The organism is Pontibacter beigongshangensis, from assembly GCF_014332515.1.
Taxonomy (GTDB): Bacteria; Bacteroidota; Bacteroidia; order Cytophagales; family Hymenobacteraceae; genus Pontibacter; species Pontibacter beigongshangensis.
In genome coordinates this window covers 177,865-201,255 of record NZ_VFSD01000001.1, presented here as the reverse complement: position 1 = coordinate 201,255, position 23,391 = coordinate 177,865, and the positions used below count along the sequence as shown (strand labels likewise).

The 23,391-nt window shown below is 52.5% G+C and carries 16 protein-coding genes; 9 read left to right on the top strand and 7 right to left on the bottom strand.

Annotated features, from left to right (window positions below; all coding sequences use genetic code 11):
• Positions 1-195 precede the first annotated feature (195 nt).
• Both FJM74_RS00735 and FJM74_RS00730 read right to left on the bottom strand, forming a co-directional pair.
• Complete coding sequence (locus tag FJM74_RS00735) at positions 196-1,368, bottom strand: efflux RND transporter periplasmic adaptor subunit (protein WP_187260645.1); 1,173 nt, start codon at positions 1,366-1,368, stop codon at positions 196-198.
• A 2-nt stretch (positions 1,369-1,370) separates the two neighbouring features.
• Complete coding sequence (locus FJM74_RS00730) at positions 1,371-5,771, bottom strand: CusA/CzcA family heavy metal efflux RND transporter (RefSeq protein ID WP_187260644.1); 4,401 nt, start codon at positions 5,769-5,771, stop codon at positions 1,371-1,373.
• Between the two features lie 1,164 nt (positions 5,772-6,935).
• Between FJM74_RS00730 and FJM74_RS00725 the strand changes: the two genes are divergently transcribed.
• The 3 genes from FJM74_RS00725 to FJM74_RS00715 are packed head-to-tail and all read left to right on the top strand — an operon-like array spanning position 6,936 to position 9,481.
• Positions 6,936-7,469 (top strand): RNA polymerase sigma factor, encoded by a 534-nt coding sequence (locus tag FJM74_RS00725; protein WP_187260643.1) that lies wholly within the window; start codon positions 6,936-6,938, stop codon positions 7,467-7,469.
• A gap of 13 nt (positions 7,470-7,482) precedes the next feature.
• Positions 7,483-8,331 (top strand): hypothetical protein, encoded by an 849-nt coding sequence (locus FJM74_RS00720; RefSeq protein WP_187260642.1) that lies wholly within the window; start codon positions 7,483-7,485, stop codon positions 8,329-8,331.
• 10 nt (positions 8,332-8,341) lie between these two features.
• Positions 8,342-9,481: a porin family protein gene (locus FJM74_RS00715; RefSeq protein WP_187260641.1), complete on the top strand. Its 1,140-nt coding sequence runs from the start codon at positions 8,342-8,344 to the stop codon at positions 9,479-9,481.
• Positions 9,482-9,778: 297 nt separating this feature from the next.
• Here the strand turns inward: FJM74_RS00715 and FJM74_RS00710 are convergent, their stop codons facing one another.
• Positions 9,779-10,528, bottom strand: a complete 750-nt coding sequence (locus FJM74_RS00710; RefSeq protein ID WP_187260640.1) for a TrmH family RNA methyltransferase — start codon at positions 10,526-10,528, stop codon at positions 9,779-9,781.
• An 11-nt stretch (positions 10,529-10,539) separates the two neighbouring features.
• On the opposite strand from FJM74_RS00710, the gene tamL reads away from it, so the two are divergent.
• On the top strand, positions 10,540-12,984 hold the full coding sequence (tamL, locus tag FJM74_RS00705) for a translocation and assembly module lipoprotein TamL (protein ID WP_194349922.1): 2,445 nt from the start codon (positions 10,540-10,542) through the stop codon (positions 12,982-12,984).
• Between the two features lie 375 nt (positions 12,985-13,359).
• Here tamL and FJM74_RS00700 read toward each other — a convergent pair whose 3' ends face one another.
• Positions 13,360-15,438, bottom strand: a complete 2,079-nt coding sequence (locus FJM74_RS00700; protein WP_187260639.1) for an alpha-ketoacid dehydrogenase subunit alpha/beta — start codon at positions 15,436-15,438, stop codon at positions 13,360-13,362.
• Positions 15,439-15,676: 238 nt separating this feature from the next.
• Between FJM74_RS00700 and hemF the strand changes: the two genes are divergently transcribed.
• Positions 15,677-16,576, top strand: coding sequence for an oxygen-dependent coproporphyrinogen oxidase (hemF, locus tag FJM74_RS00695; RefSeq protein WP_187260638.1), 900 nt, complete (start codon positions 15,677-15,679; stop codon positions 16,574-16,576).
• A 5-nt stretch (positions 16,577-16,581) separates the two neighbouring features.
• Complete coding sequence (locus tag FJM74_RS00690) at positions 16,582-17,166, top strand: phosphatase PAP2 family protein (protein ID WP_187260637.1); 585 nt, start codon at positions 16,582-16,584, stop codon at positions 17,164-17,166.
• A gap of 317 nt (positions 17,167-17,483) precedes the next feature.
• Here FJM74_RS00690 and FJM74_RS00685 read toward each other — a convergent pair whose 3' ends face one another.
• Entirely contained in the window at positions 17,484-18,068 is a 585-nt protein-coding gene (locus tag FJM74_RS00685) for a riboflavin synthase (protein ID WP_187260636.1), read from the bottom strand.
• A gap of 194 nt (positions 18,069-18,262) precedes the next feature.
• Between FJM74_RS00685 and FJM74_RS00680 the strand changes: the two genes are divergently transcribed.
• The 3 genes from FJM74_RS00680 to FJM74_RS00670 all read left to right on the top strand — a co-directional run bounded on the left by FJM74_RS00680 (position 18,263) and on the right by FJM74_RS00670 (position 20,587).
• Positions 18,263-18,922 (top strand): protein-L-isoaspartate(D-aspartate) O-methyltransferase, encoded by a 660-nt coding sequence (locus FJM74_RS00680; protein WP_187260635.1) that lies wholly within the window; start codon positions 18,263-18,265, stop codon positions 18,920-18,922.
• 183 nt (positions 18,923-19,105) lie between these two features.
• A complete protein-coding gene (locus tag FJM74_RS00675; protein ID WP_187260634.1) occupies positions 19,106-19,630 on the top strand; it encodes an acyl-CoA thioesterase in 525 nt (174 codons plus the stop codon).
• Between the two features lie 348 nt (positions 19,631-19,978).
• The gene (locus FJM74_RS00670) at positions 19,979-20,587 is read left to right on the top strand and encodes a hypothetical protein (RefSeq protein WP_194349921.1); all 609 of its coding nucleotides are present in this window, start codon (positions 19,979-19,981) and stop codon (positions 20,585-20,587) included.
• A 217-nt stretch (positions 20,588-20,804) separates the two neighbouring features.
• Here the strand turns inward: FJM74_RS00670 and FJM74_RS00665 are convergent, their stop codons facing one another.
• A complete protein-coding gene (locus FJM74_RS00665) occupies positions 20,805-21,917 on the bottom strand; it encodes a TlpA disulfide reductase family protein (RefSeq protein ID WP_187260633.1) in 1,113 nt (370 codons plus the stop codon).
• 7 nt (positions 21,918-21,924) lie between these two features.
• Positions 21,925-23,385 (bottom strand): Asp-tRNA(Asn)/Glu-tRNA(Gln) amidotransferase subunit GatB, encoded by a 1,461-nt coding sequence (gatB, locus tag FJM74_RS00660; protein ID WP_187260632.1) that lies wholly within the window; start codon positions 23,383-23,385, stop codon positions 21,925-21,927.
• Positions 23,386-23,391 lie beyond the last annotated feature (6 nt).

Genomic DNA, 23,391 nt, shown 5'->3' with positions numbered 1-23,391 from the left:
GCTAGAGAATAGGTGGCTAAAAGTTGGAAATTTATATTTCAAACGCAAGAGAGGCTCCCCAGTATACCGGGGAGTCTCTTCTTGTTTTAGGGCAGTTCTTTCTGTTACTACTGTAGCCTGCATGGCAGCTGCAGCAGAAGGCTCTGGAGGGGTATTTTGATTAGAATAATCGCTTCACTCAGCTTTTGTCAGGCACTATTCTGCTACTTCCGATTTCATTTTCTCAGCCAGTAAATAAAAGGCGCCTCTTGTCACAATCCGGGCATCAGCCTTTAGGTCTGCCCCCGGCTTTATTTCCGTATACCCAGCCTCTGAAACGCCTGTTTCCACCTCGGCCATTCTGAATACGGTTGGTTCCTCCTGCACAAATATGTAATTCTTGTTTCGGTACTGAACCACAGCCTCCTCTGGCAAGGCGGCCAGTTCGTGCTCACCGGCCAGGATCTGCGCGTTTACATACATGCCGGGCAAGATATTGACCCGCCTTATATTTTCCAGTTCGGCATGAACCGATACCATCCGCGAATCTCCTTCAAAAGCCTTTCCTAAGGAAAATATAACTGCCTTAAGTGGTTCTGAAGCCAGATTGGGGAGCGTAAACAGCACCTGCTGCCCCACCTCTATACGGTCAAAGTCTCTTTCGAAAACCAGCAGCTGCAGGTGCAGATGAGTGTTGTCTACCACCGCGAACATCTCCTGCCCAGGCTGCGCATAAGAGCCCAGGTTTACGGCAATGTTCTGTACATACCCGCTGATAGGGGCTGTCACGGCCATGGTTGCCGTTATCTGGCCGGCTTCTACTTGCTTAGGCGAGAGCCCCAGCGAGAGGAGGTGCGTGCGTAGGGCATTGAGGCGGGCCCGCTGCACCTTTACATCGGTTGCGGCCTGCTCAAATCGTTTGCGGGCCCCGATCTGCTCTTCATTCAGAATCTGCTGCCGCTCCTGGTCCAGCTCGGCCATGCCCAGCTGGCTTTTCGTGGTGAGATATTCTTCCTGCAGCCTGATCAGGTCCGGGTTTTCAAGGGTGGCGAGCACTTTGCCTTTCTGTACGTGCTCCCCATCCTTTACACGGATCGATCGAACCACACCCCCCATTAAGGGATTGATACTGGCCTTGTTCTGGGGCGGAAGTTCAACCTGCCCGTTAGCGGCTACCCGGGCTGAAATTTTTCTTTTTTCTATTGATCCTAGCTCGATGTTGCTTGCCTGCTGCTGCTCAGGGCTAAGTTTCACCTCAAAGGCATCTGCTGTGGCTTGTCCGGCTGTTTCTGTTGCCGGAGCTTCTGCTGCCGTTTCACTTTTCTGTTCTGTACAGGCTACCGAAATAAATAGGACGCCGGCCAAAACGGTATATATAACTTTGTTCATGATTATTCTATTCCTGTGGTGAATTCAAGTTGAATGATGGTTTGGTTATAATCCCGCAGTGCGAGCAGGTAATTTCCTTTCAGGAGGTAAGCCTGCTCAAGCGCCTGCACATACTCCACATAGTCTATCTCTCCTGTCCTGAAGGTCATTTCTGCTGCCCTAATCATCTGGCGGGCATGTTGCAAGGCGCCCTGCTCAAAATAGGCAAGTGAGGCAGCATGCTTCTGCAGTTCCTGCGCCATATTCTGCACCTCTGCCAGCAGAAGTTGCTCCTGATAACGCACACTGCTCTGTATGGCCTGCTGGTTGAGCCTGGCAGCTTTTATTCTGGCTTTCTGGGCACCGAACCACAAGGGTATGGCAATGCCCGCCTCTACACCTGTAAAACGATCGCCGGCCGTATACCTGCTGCCAATGCCTTCTACAGGTGTTTCGCCCACAAAGCTTTGGTTGAAGTAGCCAAGTGTAAAGTCCGGCAGCATAAGGGATTGTTCGAGTTTCATTTCCCGCTCTGCCACGTGCACTCCCTGCCGCAAAAAGGCCACATATGGATTGGCGGCAGCTGATGTCATGTCAGAGAGGGCGGGCACTATTCTTTTGGTCAGTTCCTCTTCTGCTACCTGCACCGGGGTTGGCGCCTGCAGCAGCACACTAAGCCGGCGAGTGGCCATCTGGATATCGGCCTGTGCCTGCTGCAACTCGGTGCGCAGGGCCAGACTACGGGTCTCCGCCGCCGCCTGCTCCAGGTAACCGGTCTCCCCTGCTTTAAAGCGTATGGCCGCGGCTCTTGCAAAGTTTCCATACAGAGAATCCTGCTGCTGCAGCAACTTCAGCCTGGCCCGCTGGAATTGCAGCAGGTAATACGCAAGCTTTACCTCCCGCACCAGTTCCCGCTCTGCCAGGTGCCTCCGGGCAGCAGCCTGACCGATGGCAGCATCTGCCAATTTGGCCTGGTTGGCATATACTGTCGGAAAAGCAAACTGCTGCGTGGCCGAAATATACGTGTCCTGGTTCATGGTACTGATCTGCCCTCTGCTGTAGGATAGCTGCGTTTTAGGCAGGTCCAGCGCCGCTCCCCGGAGGGCTGCTGCCCGATCCACCAGTTGAGAGGCACTTTTCAGGTCGAGGTTATTTTGCCTGGCATAGGCAATGGCCTGCTGCAGGGTGAGCTCCTTGGGTGGCAGCTCCTGTGCCTTAGCAGGTGAAGCAGCCAGAAGGCCGGCTCCTAATATCAAACCAAACAGAACTGGTATGGAAACGGCAAGATGCTTATAGGTTGTGATTCTCGGTTTCTCGCTGACTGCAAAGAAATAATACAGCACCGGCAGCACCACCAGGGTGAGCAGCGTGGAGGTGAACAGGCCACCAATCACCACGGTTGCCAGCGGGCGCTGCACCTCTGCCCCTGCAGAACCAGACAAGGCCATCGGCAGAAAACCGAGCGCGGCCACTGAAGCAGTCATGAGCACGGGCCGCAGCCGGACGCTTGTTCCCTTAATAATTCGCTTGTACACATCCGTCTCCCCCTCCTGCTTCAGCTGGTTAAAGTAGCCGATCAGCACGATTCCGTTGAGTACAGCCACGCCAAACAGCGCAATAAAACCTACCCCGGCCGAGATGCTGAAGGGCATGCCACGAAGCCAGAGGGCGAAGATGCCCCCGATAGCAGAGAGTGGTATGGCTGTGAATATGAGCAGGCTTTGCTTTACGGACTTAAAGGTAAAGTAGAGCAGCACCAGAATAAGCAGCAAGGCAGCAGGCACCGCCACCGAAAGTCGCTTTTTGGCATTCACCAGGTTTTCGAACTGGCCGCCATAGGTCACAAAATAACCGGCGGGCAGGGGTAGCTGCTGCGTCAGCTTGTCCTCAATTTCTGCCACGATGGATTCCACGTCGCGGTTGCGCACGTTAAAGCCGACCACAATTCTCCGGCGGCCTTCTTCCCGCGAAATCTGCATGGGGCCATCTTCCAGCCGGATGTCAGCCACCTGCTGCACCTGCACCTGTCCGCCTGCTGGCAGCGGTATGTAGAGGCTTCCGATATCTGTCAGGTCGTTTCTGGCGTCTCCTTCCATCCGCACCACAAGCTCAAAACGGCGGTCGCCTTCGTACACAGCTCCGGCTGCCTGCCCCGCAAAGGCTGCCCGGAGCACTGTGTTTACATCGGCCACCTGCAGGCCGTAGCGCGACATGCTGGCCCTGTTGTACTCCACCACAATCTGCGGCAGCCCCGTTATTTCCTCCACATACACATCCTGCACCCCGGCTACCGGTGCAATCAGCTTGTCGACCTGTGCGCCCAGCTCGGATAGTTTATCCAGGTCGTCGCCAAAGATCTTGATCGCCACATCCTGCTTGGAGCCCGTCATGAGCTCGTTAAAGCGCAGCTGCATGGGCTGCTGAAAGCCGTAGTTGATTCCGGGCAGCACCTGCAAGGCTTCGTCCATTTTGCCGGCCAGTTCCTGGCGGGTGCTGGCGCTGGTCCACTCGTCTTTTTCCTTGAGCAGGATCATGACGTCAGCAGCCTCTATGGGCATAGGGTCGGTGGGTATTTCGGCCGTACCGATCTTTCCGATCACTTCCTTCACCTCCGGAAAATCGCGCAGCAGGATTTCGCTCACTTTGGTAGTGGTATTGATTGTTTGTGTCAGGGAGGCTCCCGGCACCAGCCGCAGGTCCATGGCAAAATCCCCTTCTTCCAGATCAGGCAAAAACTCGCCTCCCATCCTGTTAAAAACAAACAGGCTGATTATAAAGAGCCCGACAGCAGAAACCACTACAACGGCCTTTGCCCGCAGCGCCATCCGGATGACGGGCGCATAGAGCCGCTGTATAAAGTCCATGATCTTATCCGAGATGTTGGCTTTGTGCTTCGTGCTTTTGCTGAGCAGGAGCGTAGACACCATCGGCACATAGGTCAGGGAAAGGATAAAGGCACCCAGAATTGCGAAGCTCACCGTCTGGGCCATGGGCTTGAACATTTTGCCTTCTATGCCTACCAAGGCCATGATGGGCAGGTACACGATCAGGATGATGAGCATACCGAAAGCAGCCGAGTTCATGATGCGGGAGGAGGCTGATTTCACCTCCTTATCCATCTCCTGCTGCGAGAGCTTCCGCAGGGGCAGGTTCTGGTTCTTGACCATGATAAAATGCAGCACTCCTTCCACAATGATGACGGCACCGTCTACGATCAGGCCGAAGTCAATGGCGCCCAGGCTCATCAGGTTTCCCGACACGCCAAACAGGTTCATCATGCCCAGCGCAAAGAGCATAGACAGCGGAATAACCGACGCCACCACCAGGCCGGCCCGCAGGTTGCCCAGCAAAAGCACCAGCACAAAGATCACGATCAGGCCACCTTCTATCAGGTTGGTGGCCACTGTGCTGATGGCCTTGTCCACCAGCTTGCTTCTGTCTAGGTAGGCTTCGATGTATAGCCCCTCCGGAAGCGAATTCTGGATGGTTGCCACCTTCTGCTGCACATTTTTGATTACCTCAGAGGAGTTGGCCCCCTTGAGCATAAGCACAATGCCGCCTACTACCTCGCCTTCGGTGTTGCGGGTAAGGGCCCCGTAGCGCACCGGATGGCCGTACTGCACCTGGGCCACATCGCGCACCAGCACCGGCACCCCCTGCCGGTTGGCCACCACTACCTGCTCAATCTCTTCGAGGCTATTCACCAGCCCCAGCCCGCGGATAAAGAAGGCGCTCTGGTTTTTCTCGATATAGGCGGCCCCGGTGTTCTCGTTGTTGGCATCGAGTGCGGCCACCACCTCTGCCACCGACAGGTTCATGCTCCGAAGCCGGTTGGGATCGAGGGCCACCTCGTACTCTTTTACAAAACCGCCAAAACTGCTCACATCGGCCACACCGGGTGTGCCCAGGAGCTGACGTCGCACGATCCAGTCCTGCACCGTGCGCAACTCCATGGCGCTGTACTTTTTGGTACTGCCCGGCTTTGCCACCAGCACATACTGGTAAATTTCTCCTAACCCGGTGGTAACAGGCGCCAGTTCCGGAGTGCCCAACTGAGCAGGAATCTGTCGTTCTGCTTCGCTCAGCCGCTCGGTTATCATCTGGCGGGCCAGGTACTGATCTACTTTGTCTTCGAACACCACCGTAATAACGGATAGCCCGAACCGGGAAACGGAGCGCATCTCCACCACATCGGGCACGTTGGCCAGCGCTATTTCGATGGGTGTGGTAATGAACCGCTCCACTTCCTGGGCGGCCAGCGTAGGCGAGGACGTCACGACCTGCACCTGGTTATTGGTGATATCGGGCACGGCATCTACCGGCAATTGGGTAAGGGCATAGGTGCCCCACACCACCAGGCAGAATACCATGACGCCGACAACCAGTTTATTCTGAATCGAAAACTGGATGATCTTGTTAAACATGGCAAAAATTGGTTTAATGAATAAATACACGATCGCGCCTGCACACCACATGGTGGGCAGGGCAGATAGATACAGCCCATCCAGACCAGCCAGAGCACAGGCCTGTAAATCGGAAAGATGCTTTCCTAGACCAGTTCCTGGGGTATATTACCAGAGAACACAGACGCAGGAAAGCAAGCCAGAGAAACATTAAACCAGGTATTTGGGCGGACGCCAGAAAGAATAGTAACAGTGGAGCTCACGCTCTGAAGGATAGGTGACGGCCTTACTTTGTGGTTTAAAGTAAAGCCTGAACGAGTACTGCTCCGGCTCTACCGTAACGGTATACGTGGCGCAGCAGCCGCAGCTGCAAAAAATAGGGCAGCTGTCTTCATGAAAAGGAGAATGCCCGGTAGAATCGGCGACATCTGCCAGGTTTGGGTGATGTTCACTTTTGTCCAAAACCTTATCCGTGCATGGCAGGCAGGCCATCCATAACAGATAAATGCTAAAGAACAGGGCAGTGAAGTTCATAGGTCAAAGATACGAATTCCTGAGGTCAGATAGTTCATTCAACCTCAATTAAGAAAAATTACTGATAAGCGGTTTTTTTTTGTTATGAGTTACTAGATTTCCGGTTATGCAGCCTGTGACAGTCTATCTACCTCAAATTTCCTCATCTTCAGATTTTCAAATCTTCACATCAACCAATCAACAGTCAACAACAAACAAGCCGCCTGAAAATCAATTATTTGAATCAAAAGGTGCCTCCGGAGCTACAACTGCTGTTGCTTTAAAGAACACACGAGGTCAGACACATAGCCTTTCTTTCTAAGCTACGGGTGAAGCCATGATGACAGGTAAACCTTTCTGTTATTCATCCTCAAATTTCCTCATCCTCAGATTTTCAAATCTTCAAATCCCAAATTTGAAAATTAGCACATCACACCAAATTATTCTAATAGATTTGCCCCTCCAGAGGCTTATAGGCGACGGCAAAAATTCTCTTAACACTTTATATTCAATGGATTACATACCTTTTAAAGCTATTGCAAAAAATATTTCAGATATTTAAGATAGCTCAGGCAACCACCGGCCAGGCTTTTTACATCTTAAAGGCAAAGAGCAGCAAAAGGGCTCCGGAATAAACCAAAGCAGGATCAATTTGTAAAACATTTACCCAGCGTGACAGAGTCAGAATTGATAGCAGGATGCCAGCGGGCAGAAAGTAAAGCGCAGAAGTGCCTTTACGAACGCTTTGCGGCACCTATGTACGGGGTTTGTCTGCGCTACCTGAAGAACCAGATGGATGCCGAGGAGGCGCTGCTGAACGGTTTTATGAAGATTTACCAGCACATTGGCCAGTATGAGGCGAAAGGCAGTTTTGAAGGTTGGGTAAGACGCATTATGGTAAACGAGGCGCTTGGTTTCCTGAGAAAGAAGGAGCCGCTGCACCTGGCTATTGAAGACAGCCACATACAGGTAGCCGGCACCACAGGCGCAGACCACGAACTGGCAGAAGAAGAGCTGCTGGAATTGCTGCTAACCCTGCCGGCCGGTTACAGGACTGTATTTAACCTGTACGCCATAGAGGGCTACGGGCACAAAGAAATTGCTGATATGTTAGGGATAACAGAAGGTACTTCTAAGTCGCAGCTAAGCAAGGCCAGGGCCATGCTGCAACGCCGGTTAAGCGGAAACGAAGCTATCGCGAGTTAAAAAGGAGGTAAAGATGAAACCAGAAGAAGTAGATAAATTATTTAAAGCGCGTTTAGGCAATTCCAGTTCTACACCTCCCGCCGACCTATGGAACAGGCTGCAGGAGCGGATAGAGACCGAAATGCCGCAGCCAGAGGAGGAAGAGAAGAAACCTGTTTTTATTCTTTGGTATCGCAGCTATGGCATAGCTGCTGCTGTGGCGCTATTGCTGGCCGCAGGACTTGTTTTCTTCAGTCTCAGAAACAACCAGGCCGATCAGGCACCAGCCATTGCCCAAACCGAAACCCCTGCTCCTGCCCGGCCTGTTGAAATTGCCGGCAAGGTACCTGCCGATAACACGGAGGTGCCAGCAACAGTAGCCATACCTGAAGCAGGAACTGCTGAAACACCGGCAGCGGCGGCTCAACCGGAGGCCGCTCCGGCAAAAGCCATCGCCAGCACAACACCGGCAACCAAAGCAGCACCTAAGCCAGCAGCAGTAAAACGCGTAGAGCCGCTGACACCATCCGAACCTGCGCCAGCCCTGGCTGCCACTCAGGAACAGGAAACCCCGGCCACCACCCTGCCTGATGCGCCAGTAGCCCTTGCGGCTGCACCAAAAGCCGAAAGTCAGGAACGCGTGCAGATTATTATCAAGCGGGCCATGGCCCCCCAGGCGGTGGCGGTGCAACACGAGGAGCAGGAGGTGGAACTGAGCAGCAGGGAGAAGAAGCAGCAGTTAGCTAAAAGCATCTTTAAGCAAGTGAAGAACCTGGCTACCGGCGAGCGGGTGGAGCTCTCTGAGCTTGGCGTCCGCACCGAGCAGATCGCCCTCGAAACGCAGATCGGAAAACAGAAATTCTCAAAAGTCATTAATCTCTAACCCTAAAACCATGAAACGATTATTCCTACTCATCGCAGCCATTGTCATGGTTGCCGCTACCGGTGTGTCTGCCAAAGGCGGTCCTACCGTAGGCGAACGCTTCGGCCCCCAGGACACCATCATCGTAAAAATGCCCAATGGCGCTAAAATGGTGCTGTACCTCGATAATATGGCGCAACTGCAGGCCTTCCGCAACTATAGCCTCGACTCATTGATAACCGTGATCAGCAAGTATGCCGGAGAGGTCGACAACCTGGAGCGCACCAGCAAAGCCACCAACTCCCAGCAGATGACCGTGACCATTACCCCATCGGAGAAAAGCGACGACACCGAAGCCGAGCAGGTCACCATCACGGTGCAGGGGCACGACCAGAACGACACCACCAAAACCGAACGCCATGAGATCAGGATAAACAAAAACATAAAGATAGATGTGGAGATACGGGAAGACGGAAAGAACACGCGGGTAAATGTAAACACCCCTTCCAAGTCGGACAGCACCAAAACCAAGAAGGACAAGCCCTATAAACCCACCCGCTTCGGACTGGACCTTGACCTTGGCCTGAATACCTTTGTGAATCAGGATGATGCAGGAGGTGCCACCCCTATTCCTGACTTGAAGCCCATGGGGTCGCGCTATGTGAGCATCAACTGGCGAATCACCTCCCAGGTAGGAGGAAAATCGAGCCCCTTTTATATCGCTTCCGGCTTAGAGTTCGCTTTCAACAACTACATGTTCGACAAGAATTATGTAATTGAGGAAGATGTGAACGATGTGACCTACTTCAGAAAGGCCAACGATATTAACTATCAGAAGTCTAAACTGACGCACTCCTCGGTGAACCTGCCCCTGGTGCCGATGCTGAAGTTTAAGCGGGCCAATGGTAAAGAAGGTTTTAATATTGGGGCAGGCGGTTTTGTGGGTTACCGGCTGGGGAGCCACTCCAAGTTAAAATACAGCCAGGACGGCAGCACCGAGAAAGACAAAGTGCGCAGCAACTATAACCTCAACGACTTCCATTACGGCCTGACCGGTGTAATCGGGTACGGTAACCTGGAACTGTTTGCCAGGTACAACATGAACAGCCTGTTTAAAGAGAACCGTGGCCCAAAAATGAATGTGATCAGCTTCGGCCTCAGGCTCTTTTAATGTGTTAAGACCTGAAAAAGGAAGCGGTTCTGCGGCGCCAATGCCACAGAACCGCTTCCTTTTTCAGTAGTTTTAAACAGCTTCATCGCTTCCCGGAATTCGAATGAGATGCCCCCGAAAGCCTTCTGAAGCAGCAGCAACTGTAGCTCCGGAGGCACCTTTTGATTCAAATAATTGGTTTGCAGTTTGATTGTTAGTTGTTGATTGTTAAATGGTTGATGTGAAGATTTGGAAATTTGAAGATGAGAAAATTCGAAAATGACCTTCTGAGCAGGTTTGTAAACAATTCTTAACTTTTCACCCGTTTCTCTTAAAATTATCTAGGATGATGGCAGTGGCAGTGGCTACATTAAGCGACTCTGCTTTACCGAAGGCCGGGATCTTGATCAGGTGGTTGATATGGACTTGCACCTCAGGCCTGATGCCGTTAGCTTCGTTACCAAGCACTACAATCCCTTCGGGTTTTAAATGCAGGCCGTGCAGGTTTTCTCCGGCCAGGGAGGCGCCATAGGTTTTGAGGCCCCCGGCCGCTTGCTCCTGGAGCCAGGCAGGCAGGTCCAGGTAATGTGCCTGCACCCTGGTAAAAGAGCCCATGGTGGCCGCAATCACCTTGGGGTTGTAAAAATCAGCGCAGTTTTCGGAACAAACCACGTGGCTTATGCCGTACCAATCAGCAATGCGGATAATGGTGCCCAGGTTGCCGGGGTCCCGCACATCGTCGAGTGCAATAATAAAATCAGCGGTTTTTAGTTGTAATTGCTGCCCAGGTCGCATCTTTGCAACGGCCAGGGCGGCGTTGTTGGTCGCATAGGTGCCGGCTTTGGTCAGTTCCTGCTCTGTTACGAGGTGGTAGGGAAGTCCTTTTGCGAACGTTTTATTATTTTCGTGGTAAAAAGCCTCCGTGATAAACAGGTGCTGCAGCTCGAAATCGGCCTGCAGCAGCTCTGCCACGCTTTTGGCGCCTTCCACCACAAAGGCCTGGTGCTGGTGGCGGTATTTTTTTATTTGTAAGGAATTGATATACTTTACTACTGCTTTCGATAACATAGCTACAAAGTTTGAACCCACGATTTTACATATTCACCCTGTTAATTACAATCTTTAGTTTTGCGGGGTGTATTCCTACACGCCACCTGGCTGAAGATGAGGAGCTTTTAGTTAGCATGAAAACCAAAGGGCTGGAGCACATAGAGCCCATGAGCATCGCTTCGCTCTACCAGCAGCAACCTAACAGAATGGTGCTGTGGTCAACTCCTTACCTGTCGCTTTATTATTTCGGAAAGCGTTTCTACAATCCGGAAAAAATTGATCAGCGGATCACGAAGCTGGCCAATAAACGGGAAACCAGAATAAAGGAAGCCGGCACAGACACGCTAAAGATACGGAAAATCCAGAACCGGTTTGAGCAACGCATTGAGCGGCAGCAGAACAAGAAGGAAGAAGGAAACTTTTTTATGCAGCTTGGCGAGCCCCCCTCCATCTACGACTCTACGCTGATGGAGGCCACCATGAACCAGATCGAATTTTACATGGATGGCCGCGGGTATTTCAACCACGAATCAGAATACTCGAAAGAGGAGCGCGGCAAGAAAGTGTACATCACCATCCAGGTAAAAGAGAATACGCCCTACCGGTACTCCCACATCAATTACGCCATACCCGACACAGCCGTGCTCCGGGTCCTGCAAAGAACCTCCGTCAGGTCGCTGATAAAAACAGGTGACCTGTACGACGACCAGGTACTGACCGAGGAACGTGACAGGATGTATAACTCGCTGCGCAACAATGGCTTTTATGAGTTTGCCAAAGCCTACATCCGCTTTGAAGTAGACACCAGCTTTGGCGGCAACACAGTGCGCCTGGATGTGATCGTGGACAACCCGGAGGATGCCCCCGGACACAAATTATATACGCTCGAGAATGTGTATTTCAAGACAGATAACGATCGCTTTGGCCGTACCCGCGATACCATCACCTACAATAACATTAATTTCCTGTCTTACAACCACAAATACTCCCCCCGCATCCTGGACCTGAAAACCAATATTGCACCCGGACAACCCTACAGCCAGATCAGGACGACGATAACGCAACGCAGGCTTTCGGAGCTGGACGTTTTTCAGTTCAACAACATTACCTACTCCAAGGTGGAGACACCTAGCGATACCAGTGCCAATAAGCTAAATGCTTTTATCAATGCTGTACCTACCAAAAGGTTTCAGGAAACGGCCGAACTTGGTTTAAATTATTCAGAAAGGGTGCCCGGGCCTTTTACAAGTTTGCGGTTAAGGGCCCGCAACGTGTTTGGCGGTGCCGAGAACCTTGATTTCGGGCTGCGTGGCGGCTACGAAGGCCAGGTGAGCCTCGACAGCCGCCAAACCGTCATTATCCGGGAGCTGGGGGCCGATGTGGCCTTGTCGTTCCCCACATTTCTGCTGCCCTTTGGCGGTGGCAAGGTGCTGAGCGACAATAACCCCAGAACCAGGATCTATGCCGGCTACACCGATGTGGATCGCGACGAATACCACCGCACCAACTATGACCTGGTTTACTCCTACATCTGGCAGAAGTCCCGGACACCGGCGCAGCCTCCTTACCTGCAGTACATCTTCTCCCCCATTAACCTGCAGATTGCCCGGGTCGATACGGCCGGCAAAAACTTTCAGCGATTCAGGGAGTACCTGGAGCGCTTCAGCCAGGGCAGCCGCTCCCTGATCGAGAGTTTCAGGCCTGCTTTTATTTCGACCATCTCCTTTAACGCCACCTACAACACCAACGATTTTACCCAGACGCGTGATGCGCGCCTTTTCAGGCTGCAACTTGAGGTTGGCGGCTTGTCGCAGCGGCTGGGGTTTAATCCCAAACTCGGCGGCCTGAATACGTTCCAGTTTGTAAAAGTCAACCCCGACTACAGGCGCTATATTCCGTTGGGAGGTAAACGCTTTTTTGTGTACCGGCTGAACATGGGCGTCGGAAACCCCTTGTTTAAAACCGAGCTGCTGCCCTACGACAAGTACTTTTTTGCTGGTGGCGGCTCCAGTGTGCGGGCCTGGCTGGTTCGGAGGCTGGGCCCCGGCTCCTACGCCACCACCTCTATAGATACAGTTAACGGCGCACCCGTGGTAGTGCGCGACTTTACGCCGGAGCAGCCTGGGGAGGTGCTGATAGAGGGCAGCATGGAGTACAGGTTCAACATGTTCAGTTTCCTGAACGGGGCTGTGTTTGTGGATGCCGGCAACGTTTGGTTTTTGAGGGAAAACCCCGAGCGCCCCGGTGCCGACTTCGCCCTGGACAGGTTTTACAAAGAGTTTGCAGTAGGCACGGGCTTCGGGCTTCGCTTCGACCTGTCGGTGCTGATCCTGCGGTTCGATTTTGCCACAAAAGTCTATGACCCGGCCGCACTGGATGGCAACAACTTTATTATCAGCAACTTCCGGTTCTGGGACTTCTTCTCCAGAAACAACCAGAGCAACCTTACCATCGGGATCGGGTACCCGTTTTAAATTATGCTAATGAATTTGTCCCTCCGGAGCTCATCTTGTAGGGATAAACAAGGCTTCTATTTCCTTAATTTAGCGCTGGTGCGATCTTGCCGCTCGTACTTTCCTAACAAGCCTTTCGAGAAGGGCCGAAGCAGCCTGTTCTGGATCAGTTCTTTTAAGCTGTAGCCTTAAGAACATTTGGTACAAGCGGCAAGCTCTCACCAGCGACCTGCTTTTCACTATAAGATGAGCACCTGTAGGTTTTTGTATCTAATCAGCCAATGCCATATGGAACCTCCTTTTTACCAGATGATATTAGCACTTCAGCACATCAACTAGATTATTCAGATAAAAAGCCCCTCCACAGGACTTTTTTGCTGCTTCTACCGCTGTTACTTAATATTCCAGCAACTCCTGTATAGCTGACGCCACTTTTTGTGCGTTTGGCAAGGCCATGCGCTCCAGCTCTATATTCAGCGGAAGGGCGGGCAGGTTAGCTGCCCCAAGGGTAAACACAGGTGCATCCAGTTGCTGAAAGCATGCTTTGGAGATGCGCCCTGCCAGCGATTCTGCAAAAGAGTTCAGGAGCGGCTCCTCCGTTAGCACCAGCGCTTTGCCGTGCCGCCGCACCGATGCCACCACGCTGTCGAAGTCGAGCGGGTTAAGGGTGCGGAGGTCAAGGACCTCGATGCAGCCCCTGAACTTTTCGGAGGCTGCCTTGGCCCAGTACACGCCCATGCCATAAGTGATCACGGTCAGGCTGTTGCCGCTGCTAACCTGCTCTTCGTCGGCCTGCTGCACCACGTTGGCCACACCTAGCGGCAGTACATATTCTTCGTTTGGCTCGGTGGTGCGTGCGTCTTCGGTGCCGGGCACTTTAGACCAGTACAGGCCCTTGTGCTCCAGCATCACCACGGGGTTCGGATCCAGAAAGGCGGCTTTCATCAGACCTTTCATATCTGCCGCACTAGACGGGTATACTACTTTTATGCCCCGGATATTCAGCAAGGTAGATTCGATGCTGCCAGAATGGTACGGCCCACCGCCACCGTAGGCGCCGACGGGCACGCGGATGAGCGTCTGCACCGGAAATTTTCCGTTTGTAAGGTAGCAGCTCTTGGAGAGTTCCACCACCAGCTGGTTCATGCCTGCCCAGATATAATCCCCGAACTGTATCTCCACAATCGCTTTTACTCCCACTGCCGACATGCCTGCTGTTGAGCCGATTATGTAGGCTTCCTGAATAGGGGTGTTAAAGACACGGGCATCGCCGTACTTCTTCGCCAGCAGGGCCGCCTCCCGGAATACGCCGCCCAGTTCTCCGCCTACATCCTCTCCATAAAAAATAGATTCCGGGTAGGTCCTCAGGATATCGTCCACTGCATGGAGAGCGGCATCCACCATGGTGACCTTTCCTGCTTTGGCAGGGCTTCGCTCACCTGCTTCTGCTGTAACGGGCGTAGGTGCAAAAATATGCTGGTCGAAGGTGGCAGGGTCAGGTTGAGGCGCGCTTAGGGCTCGTTTAAAGTCCTGCTGTACCAGCTGCATGGCCTCTCGCTCCAGCTGTTCCACTTCGGCAAGGGTTACCTCTGCCTCAAGGAGCAGCTGCCTGAGCTTTGGCAGCGGGTCCCGCACTGCCTCCTCCTGCAAGGTGTTGCCCCGGTACCACTCCTTCCGCACCCCGGAGGTGTGGTGGTTGAGCAGCGGGCAACGGGCATGCACCAGTATCGGCTTGCGGAGCTGGCGGACATACTCGAAGGCCACACGCATGCCTTCATGCGACTCGGCAAAATCAGAGCCGTCGAGGCGCAGGCGCTCCAGGCCTTTAAACCCGGCAGCGTACTCATAGGCATCCATGGCGCGCATCTCTTTTCCTGTGGCCGAAATACCCCAGTCGTTGTCCTGCACCAGGTACACAATCGGCAGCTGCTTGAGCACGGCCATTTGCCAGGCCTCTGCCACCTCACCCTCTGTTACGGCGCCATCGCCTAAGGAGCAGAGCACCACCGGCCTGCCTTCGCCCTGCAGCAGCCCCTGCGACTCCAGGTAGGCCAGGCCATGGGCCATGCCGGTAGCCGGGATGGCCTGCATGCCAGTGGCAGAACTTTGGTGCGGAATAGTTGGGAAACCCACTTTTTTAAGTGCCGGATGCCCGTAATACGTGCGCCCGCCGGAAAATGGGTCGTCGTTTTTGGCCATCAGTTGCAGCATCAGTTCGTAGGGTGGCATGCCTAAGCCCAACATAATAGACTCATCGCGATAATAGGGCGCAAAAAAATCGTGTGGAAGCAGCTGAAAAGCGGCGGCAAGCTGAATGGCCTCATGTCCGCGGGAGGTGCTGTGTACGTATTTGCTGCAAATTGCCTTCTCTTCTTCGTAAGTCTCTCCCATGGTTTTGGCTGTAACCATCAGGCGGTAAGCTTTTTTCAGAATTGCCAGCTCTATCTTCAGGGCCTCCATCGTGTCTCGTTGCATATGCAGACTGGTCTCTCTTTTGTGTTTCAGTGTGGGGTAATAGCTGGGCCAATGATGCTTGTATTACACAGGCTTTTTTAAGCTGAGTTTAAGTCTATCGTTAAATTATGATTTCAAACGCGGCAAAACAGGCATTATTCAGTAATTTTACCTTAGATCTTGTGCAGACTCCATCCAGCAGGATCCTTAAGAACCGGGACCTGGCTTTGGTCTCTCCCAAAAATAATACTTTATACCTATGTTCAGAGAAGAAGTTGAAGCATTTTTCCGGCAATTCCAAAACGAGCTGTGCCAGGCTCTGGAAACCTGCGATGGCGGCGCCACTTTTCAGGCCGATGTGTGGCAGCATTCAGAGGGCGGCGGTGGCCTGTCGCGTGTTATACAGCAGGGAAATGTGCTGGAGAAAGGGGGGGTTAATTTCTCGGCGGTGCAGGGCCAGCTCTCCCCCGCCTTCCTGAAAATGCTTGAAATGCCCGACCCTGCTTTTTTTGCGACAGGCGTATCGGTGGTGCTGCACCCGCACAGCCCCATGGTACCGATCACGCACATGAACGTCCGCTACTTTGAGGCAGGCAACGGGAAAGCCTGGTTTGGAGGCGGCATCGATCTCACGCCCATTTACCTCGACCTGAAGCAGGCACAGGAGTTCCACAGGGCCATGAAGGCGGTCTGCGATAAGCACCATCCCTCCTATTACACCGAGTTTAAAAAGTGGGCTGACGACTATTTTTATAATGTGCACCGCCAGGAGACGCGGGGTGTGGGCGGCATCTTTTTCGACAGGCTGATGGCTACCGACGAAATTACCATGGAAGAGCGTTTTGCTTTTGTGAAAGACGTAGCCAGGGCCTTTGCCCCTTTTTACACCACTATCATGAACCAGAACCGCCACCTGCCTTACAACGAGCAGCAGAAACAGTGGCAGCTGATCAGGAGAGGGCGCTACGTGGAGTTTAACCTGGTGTATGACCGGGGCACCAAATTCGGGCTCGCCACCGGCGGTCGCATAGAGTCTATTCTGATGAGCCTCCCCAAACACGCTTCCTGGGAATACAACTTCCAGCCGGCCACGGGCAGCCCTGAAGCCAAAACACAGGAATACCTGAAAAAAGATATTGACTGGATAAACGTGCAGTAGCCACCATGGAAGAATTAGAGAAGTTTGACCAGGAGCTGTTTGTTTCGCTCAACAGCCAGCACACACCTTTCTGGGATGCCATCATGATATTTGTGTCGAACAAGTACGTCTGGATACCTTTTTACGTGCTGCTGATCGCCTATATCATCTACCGGTACCGCAAGCAGAGCATCCCGATGCTGGCCATGTGCGTTGTTGCTATCGGGCTGGCCGATTTTATAGCCTCCGGTATTCTGAAACCCTTCTTTGGTCGCCTTCGCCCCTGTTATGAGCCTGACCTGGAGGGGCTGGTGAACATCGTGCAGGGCTGCGGCGGGCAATTCGGCTTTATGTCGTCACATGCCTCCACGGGTTTTGCCCTGGCGGTGTTCTTCAACCTGATTTTGTCGGACCGGTACTTTATTTTCAAGATCGTGCTGGTGGCCTGGGCAGTTATAGTGTCGTACAGCAGGGTGTACCTGGGCGTGCATTATCCTGGAGATATCATCGGGGGAGCTGCCCTGGGGTCTGTGCTGGCTTTTGCCTCTTCCATCGTGTATCGCTATATTCTGCTCTACTACCCTTCTTTGCGGAAAGACCAGTTGGCCTGAAGGGGCTGTGACAAATTCAAAATTAGAAATTAGAAATTAAGAGTAAACATGGCGCGAGCGTCCTCGCTCGTGTCTCCTATCCCGCGGCCTCTGGCCGCTTTGAGTCTATTTGCGGGGGCGGCCACCTCAAATATCAAACTCGGGGAGCAGGAAAAATAATGTGGGCACGGCAGCAGGTCCTGCAAGTAAAACATTCGCAGGACCTGCGCATGCTGCGAGGTTCGCGTTCCAGCGAATTATTTGAATAAAAACAGCCCTCCAGAGCTTACAGCACCTGCTGCCAACAGCCTCATTTCTAATCTTGAATTAAAAAAGGCCTACTGGCCCAGCAGTCGCTTCACGTACTTGCCAATAATATCGAACTCCAGGTTTACGCTGTCACCGGGCCTTACGTGCTGCAGGTTGGTATGCTCGTAGGTGTAGGGGATAATGGCCACCGAGAAGCGGTCGGGCTGGGAGTTGACAACCGTCAGGCTGATGCCGTTCACGCATATAGAGCCTTTTTCTACGGTTACATTGCCGGTGCCCGCATCGTAACTGAAGGTAAAAAGCCAGCTGCCGTTTTCGTCCGTCACCGATTCGCAGATAGCGGTCTGGTCTACGTGCCCCTGCACCACATGCCCGTCGAAACGGCCATTGGCCTGCATGCAGCGCTCCAGGTTCACCAGATCGCCTTGGGCCAGCTTGTTCAGGTTGGTCTTTTTCAGGGTTTCGTCAATAGCCGTCACGGTATAGCTGTTCCCGGTAATGCCTACCACCGTCATACAAATCCCGTTATGCGCCACGCTCTGGTCTATTTGCAGCTCTGCTGTAAAGGGGCAGGTAATGGTGAAGTGCTTGTTCGTATGCTCTGCACGGATAGCCTCTACCTTTCCTACTGCCTCAATGATACCTGTAAACATAATATGCCTTTTTAGTACACCCAAAAATAAGCAATTGGCCCGGAATAATGGCTCTTTCTGTTGCCACTGCTCAAACTCATTTGCCGGAAGGGTGTTTTTATTCAGTATGGTTCTTTAATTTCGCAGCATCCAACTTCCCAGACACAATTCAGGTATTATAAAGAAGCGGGAGATTTAAGCTGAAGTAATATAAAATGCAAGTTGATCTGTACAGACATAAAGGAATGCGGCGTGCGCTGGTAAAAGTGCTGCACTCTAAAGGAATCCGGAGCGAGCAGGTGCTGGCCGCTATCGAGGCGGTGCCCCGCCATTTCTTTTTTGAGAAAGCATTCCTGGAGCAAGCCTACGAAGACAAGGCCTTCCCGATTGGAGAAGGCCAAACCATTTCGCAGCCTTACACGGTGGCTTTCCAGACGGAACTGCTCGACCTCAAACCGACCGACAAGGTGCTGGAGATCGGGACCGGCTCGGGTTACCAGTGCTGGGTGCTGCTGCAGCTAACGCCACATGTGTATACCATAGAGTTTAACCGCCCCCTGTACGAAAAAGCCAGAAGATTTTTCAGGACATATAACCTGCACCCGCACGCCTTCCATGGCGACGGATCGGAGGGCCTGCCGCAATATGCACCTTATAACAAAATAATTGTGACAGCCGGCGCCCCGGGTATTCCTAAAAGCCTGGTGAGGCAACTGGCCCCTGGCGGCATACTGGTAATACCGGTGGGCAACGAAAAATCGCAGAAAATGCTACGGATAACCCGCACCGGCGAAAACGATTTTACCAGAGAGGAGTTCTCGGATTTCAAGTTCGTGCCACTGCTGGGCCGGTCCGGATGGGAAACGTCGGACTAACACGTCTGGTATCAGGAGAGCTGACTGCAGCCCACCTATCTCCTGGCAACTGCACACAAGGTCACAGGCCCTGCAGCGACGGACCGGGTTCTGCCCCAACATTTTTTCTACAAGCGCCCGTATTCAATTTAATTTTTCCTGATTCGGTGCTGAAGAGTATATTTGTAGAAATACTGAACACGAATGCGTAAACAGAAAAAAGTAAAGGACTCTTACGTTATCATGACGGAGTTGGTATTGCCCAACGACACCAACACCCTGAACAACCTGATGGGTGGCCGCATGATGCACTGGATGGACATTGTGTCTGCCATATCTGCTCAAAAATTCTCTAATAGAATTGTGGTGACTGCCTCAGTAGATAACGTGTCGTTTTCCGAAACGATCCGGCTGGGCAATGTGGTGACGCTGGAGGCAAAAGTGACCCGCGCTTTTAATTCTTCTATGGAAGTGCATATAGGGGTTTATGCCGAGGACATCCCGAGCGGCAAGAAATTTCTGTCGAACCAGGCCTACTTTACCTTTGTGGCAGTAGACCAACTGGGCAACCCGATTGATGTGCCGGAAGCTATACCAGAGTCTGAAGAAGAACTAAGGCATTTCGACGGAGCCTTGCGCCGCCGCCAGCTACGCCTGGTGCTCGCCGGCCGCATGAAACCAAGTGATGCCGTAGAACTGAAATCCATTTTCGATATCAAGGAAGATTAACACCTGGCCAAAGTAGCCATTAGAAATTATAGCAGATTGGCTCTCTGGCAGCCTGGTAAGCATGAAGCCTTTCTACATAATTAAATTGGAGGAGTACGTTATCGTCGCATGCGGGCTGGATCAGCAGTATAGGCCTCTGAAGGGCTGTTTTGATTAGCATAATTCCAAAATGCGGACTTCTTTCGCTTCTCAAACTGACCCGACTATATTTAGTTGAAGGTACGTAGTAGTTTGGCGAAGTACCAGCTCCTATCCACTTACTTTCCGGAAACAGAGGCGGCTGCCATGGTTGAAACAACGCCTCTACAGTTATTTTATATCTTTTAAACTGGCAAAACACGCGTTATTATGTCTCTAGCAGCAGAAGATCTGAACCCGGTTTTTCTGAGAAATTTCTTAACAGAAACCGTGTATGTAGTTCCGGGAGAAACCTTGTTTCCGGATGCTCCGGCCCCTGTTGCTGTACAAAGCCTGCCTACCACAGCTGCTGTTTCTGCACAGGAGGCAAAGCAGGATAAAACGGAAGAGGCAGCGGCCCCTGAGCCGGCCGGCGCTGCCATGCCTCCAGACAAATTTGTGATAACCGGCGAGAACAAAAAAGGCGTTGTGGTTCTGGTTACCTTACCGGATGCCACTTTCCGCACCTTGCCCCAACTGGAATTTCTGAAAAAGATCCTGGCGGCCATTGGCCTGGGGACGAACGATGTGGCTTTCGTCAACAATGTTTCTGGCACCACAGCCGTATTCGAAGAACTCACCCAGGAGCTGAATGTGCAGTATATTATCAGCTTTGCCAGCCGCATCGACACGCAGCTGCCTCACGACAAGTTCACTTTATACAATCCGGTGGTGGTAGGCCGGGCACCCATCATTTTCTCTCAATCCTTAGCGGTACTCGATAAAGATCCGGAGCATAAAAAGCTGCTCTGGAACGCACTCCGGCAGGTATTTCTATAGCCCTTCCCTGTTTACGCCTTTCAGTCCTTAACTGCAGGAGCAGCAACAGAAACCTCAGGAGGCCGGTTTTGATTAGAATAATTGCTGCTTCCCCTAGCCAGGATCCTGTGCCTGTACGCTGGTTTTCAAGACTCTGCGCCCGAAAGAAATTCCCCTAAAAAAGCAAAAGCCCCTGCGTTGGTCGCAAGGGCTTTCTCAGTGTAGTTTTACATCAGGTCTAGTTTAGCAGGGAGGCCAGTTTCTCTTCCAGCGCCTCGCCCCTTAAGCCTTTGGCAATTATTTTTCCTTCTTTGTCGAGAAGGATGGTTTGCGGGATGGCGTTTACTTTATAGAGCTGCGCGGCACTGCTCTCCCACCCTTTCAGGTCAGATACATGTGGCCAGGTCAGTTTATCTTTCTCAATGGCTCCCAGCCACTTCTCTCTCGATTGGTCCAGCGATACGCCAAAGATCTCGAAGCCTTTGTCTTTGTACAGGTTGTACATACGCACCACATTGGGGTTCTCCTGCCGGCACGGGCCGCACCACGATGCCCAGAAATCGATCAGCACATACTTGCCCCGGAGCGAGGAAAGCGCCAGAGAACCTCCATCTGGGGTCGGCAAGGCAAAATCAGGGGCCATGGCGCCAACAGCCGTGCTTCGGAGTCCTTCCAGCTGCTTGTTCAGCATGGCTGTGTATTTGGAGTCAGGCAGTTGCTGGGAATATAGCGTGACCATGCTATCGGCAAAGGCAAATTCCTCTATCGGGTTCACAAAGCTCAGTATACCGAAAACAGAAGCCAGTGAGCCCGGATGTTCGGCTATGAAATCGCGGAGTTTATTGCGATGCCCCATATACTCCTCGCGCAGCGCGGTAATGGCCGCCTCATCGCCTGCTGCCATCGCCTCGTTAAAACGGGGCGACAATTCCGCCTCTTTCTGCTTCAGCTCCTCATTTAGCTGAAACCACTTCTGCAGCAACTCTGAGTCTTCGGAGCCTTCAACTTTGCCAGTGGTAGCCATGTTGGTGGCATCGGCCTCTACGTTGATCTGCTTGTTCTCCAGCACCAGCATTAAGCCGTTCTGCTGGTCTAAGCCCACTCGGTAAAAAGTAGGCTCCGTTACTGATCCCTCAAAACGGAAGGTGCCGTCTTCAGAAATGGCAGACGTGTCGCGGGCTACAAACTGGGTTTCGCCCAGCTCAAACAGGTACACATTTCCTTCTGTGGCATTCTGGAGTTTGCCTTTTATCACATAGGCGCTACCTCCGTTCGAGGCCTGCTTATTTCCCTGGCAGGAAGCAAGCAAGGCAACGGCAGAAGCAACCGCCAGGAACTTTCTTATTCTCATAATTTCTTTATTTACTGGTTAACCCCTCCTGCAGCAATTTGTTTGCCACTTTCGGATCAGCTTTTCCTTTGGTCTTTTTCATGATCTCGCCCATGAACATGCCTATCAGCGCCTGTTTGCCGGCTTTGAACTCAGCCACCTTTTTTGGATTTTCGGCCAGCACCTCTGCCACCACCTGCTGCAGCGAACTGCTGTTGGACTCCTGCAGCAAATTTTGCTCCTCTGCTACCTGGTGCGGCGTTTTGGCCGGGTTCTCGAGCAGGTACGGGTAGATCTTTTTAGCTGCTACCGAGTGGCTTACCTTGTTGCTATCGATAAGCGCAATCAGGTCGGCAAGGGTCTGCGGCTGCAACGGGAAATCGTTCATGTGCAGCTGCAGCTCGTTGAGGTACGATTTAACCGGACCCATAACCCAGTTAGACGCCGCCTTATAATTGCTGGTGTGCTTACAAAGTTCCTCAAAATATAAAGCTACCTCTTTTGTGTCTGTCAGCACGCTGGCATCGTACTCCGGCAGGCCAAACTCATCCACGAACCGGTTGTACAGCACCTGCGGCAGGCTTGGCATGGTTTCCTTGATGCGTTGGAGCCATTCCTTCTCTATAATAAGCGGTGGCAGGTCCGGCTCAGGGAAATAACGGTAATCGTTCATCGTTTCCTTCGTCCGCTGGCTGGAAGTGGTGCCGGTGTTGGCGTCAAAGCCTCTGGTTTCACCTATTACGGTGCCGCCTGCCTCTATGATCTCTATCTGGCGCTCCACCTCATGCTCAATGGCACGCTGCACGTTCCGGAAAGAGTTCATGTTCTTCACCTCCACCTTGGTCCCGAACGTGTCAGCACCCTTCAGCATCACCGATACGTTGGCATCGCAACGGAAAGAACCTTCTTCCATGTTACCGTCGCAGATTTCGAGGTACCGCACCAGCCGGCGCATTTCTGTCAGGTAATTGTAGGCTTCCGTAGAGTCGCGCATGTCGGGCTCCGACACGATCTCGATCAGGGGAACGCCGGCCCGGTTGTAATCTACCAGCGTCTCCACCTCCCCGGGTAAGTGCATCGATTTACCTGCATCTTCTTCCATGTGAATCCGGGTAATGCCGATGCGGCTATCTTCTCCCTTTTCATTCTTCACCACCAGGTGCCCGCCGGTACAGATTGGCGTTTTGTCCTGTGTAAGTTGGTAGCCTTTCGGAAGGTCGGGGTAGAAATAGTTTTTGCGGGCATACACCTGGTAGCGCGTAATTTCGCAATTGGTGGCCAGGCCCATTTTAACGGCCATCTCCACAACCCTTTTGTTGATGCGGGGCAGCGTGCCCGGGTGCGCCAGTGTAATTACGCTCAGGTTGGTGTTAGGCATCATGCCATACTCTGTAGAGTCAGAGGAATAAGCCTTGCTCTCCGTGAGCAGCTGCGCGTGAACTTCTAAACCGATTACTACTTGGTACTTATCTCTTATGCTTGCATCCATCTGTTT